1 protein-coding gene is annotated in these 887 nt (G+C 43.0%); it reads right to left on the reverse strand.

The window, feature by feature from the left end:
• On the reverse strand, window positions 1-887 hold an 887-nt coding region (zapE, locus tag R7Z47_RS24260; RefSeq protein WP_318130691.1), incomplete at both ends, for a cell division protein ZapE.

Here is an 887-nt window from a genome sequence, read left to right on the forward strand (position 1 = left end):
TGCTCGCGAGCAAGATACTCATGACTCTGCATCTCGGTTAAACGCGATACACAACGCTTGAACTCAAATTCCAGTTGTCCTTCGCTATATAAGGCATCCATCTCGACTTCCGCTGAAATAATCAGTTTTACGTTACGCTCATAAAACTCGTCGACTAAAGCAATAAAACGCCTCGCAGCATCATCAATTTTACGATTCATCTGACGCACATCGGCCAGTAAAACCGTGTGATAAATACGTGAGAGTTCAATGTAATCGTTTTGACTTCGAGCGGTTTGGCACAACTGCTCAAAAGAAGCATGTAACACCCCATCACTGGCTTCAATCACGTTAATCTGTCGATGATTAATGTCGATTTTATGAGCAACACTTTTACGCTCAGCCGTAAGCTGCTGATAATAGGTATTTAAATTAATAGAAGCCTGCTCATCCAATGGATAATGGTAGATTTCGGCTTGTTCCAACGTCCTCAGACGATAATCGACACCACTATCCACATTTAGTACATGGCAACGCGCCAAAATCATATCAATAGCAGGAAGGAAACGAGCTCGCTGTAAGCCATTACGATACAAATTTTGTGGTTCGATGTTTGACGTCGCCACCAGCACCATCTGACGCTTAAACATTTCTTGCAACAATGTGGCAAGAATCATGGCATCAGTTATGTCAGACACAAAGAACTCGTCAAAACAAACAATATCTGCTTCTTGTTTAAATAAGTCGGCAACTTTGGAGAGAGGATTTTCTACCTCCCCCAAACGCTTTAACTCGTCATGTACCCGATACATAAAGCGGTGAAAGTGCACGCGCATTTTTCTGTCAGTAGGTAAGGCATCAAAAAAGGCGTCCATTAAATAGGTTTTACCTCGGCCTACCCCGCCCCA

The sequence above is a fragment of the Vibrio sp. 1641 genome (assembly GCF_033339995.1).
Classification (GTDB): Bacteria; Pseudomonadota; Gammaproteobacteria; order Enterobacterales; family Vibrionaceae; genus Vibrio; species Vibrio alginolyticus.